The 951-nt window shown below is 78.9% G+C and carries 1 protein-coding gene; it reads left to right on the forward strand.

The features are described from left to right. Positions 1 to 819, forward strand: an 819-nt coding sequence (locus Q4D18_RS06790) for a tyrosine recombinase (protein ID WP_303126750.1), incomplete at its 5' end; no start/stop codon positions are given. Between the last annotated feature and the right edge of the window lie 132 nt (positions 820 to 951).

Genomic DNA, 951 nt, shown 5'->3' on the forward strand with positions numbered 1-951 from the left:
GCCGGCCACGTCACCGGGTTCGTCGCGGCCCTGGGCACCGGCGGGGACGGCGGCCGTCCGCTGGCCCCCCGCTCCGTGGCCCGCGTGCTCGCGGCGGTCCGTGGACTGCACCGGTTCTGGGCCCTGGAGGGCGTCACGGCGGCGGACCCCGCCGCCGACGTCGCCCCGCCGGCCGCCCCGGAACGCCTGCCCAAGGCCCTGCCGGTGGACGCGGTCACCCGCCTGCTGGAGGCCGTCCCCGTGGACACCCCCGCGGGCCTGCGGGACCGGGCGCTGCTGGAGTTCCTCTACGGCACCGGCGCGCGCGTGTCCGAGGCCGTCGGCCTGGACGTGGACGACGTCGTCGGGCTGACGGGGGAGCCGGGAGGTGCCCGCGCCGACGCCGAGGTGCCCGTGGTGCGCCTGTTCGGCAAGGGCTCGAAGGAGCGGATCGTGCCCGTGGGGTCGTATGCCGCCGAGGCGCTCGCGGCCTGGCTGGTGCGCGGCCGGCCCGCGCTCGTGGCGCAGGCCCGCGCGGCGCGGGCCACGCCGGCCCTGTTCCTCAACCTGCGCGGCGGACGGCTGTCCCGGCAGTCGGCGTGGTCCGTGATCAAGGCGGCCGCGGACCGCGCAGGGCTCGCGGAGGAGGTCTCCCCGCACACACTGCGCCACTCCTTCGCCACGCACCTCATGCAGGGCGGCGCGGACGTGCGCGTGGTCCAGGAGCTGCTCGGCCACGCCTCGGTGACCACCACGCAGGTGTACACGCGGGTCACGGCCGAGGCGCTGCGCGAGGTCTACGCGCAGGCGCACCCGCGCGCCCGGTGGGACGGGCGCTGACCCGGCGCCGGCGTCGTCGCCCCGGCCTCCTCCAGGACGGAAGGGGGCGGTTCCCGTCGGAATGGACCTGCCCCTGCGACGGGCACCGGCCCCGAACCGGGGGGTCGGGCGGGGGGGTCGCCGGCCCGGGGC

It is taken from the genome of Micrococcus sp. (genome assembly GCF_030523875.1).
In the GTDB taxonomy this organism is placed as follows: domain Bacteria; phylum Actinomycetota; class Actinomycetes; order Actinomycetales; family Micrococcaceae; genus Micrococcus.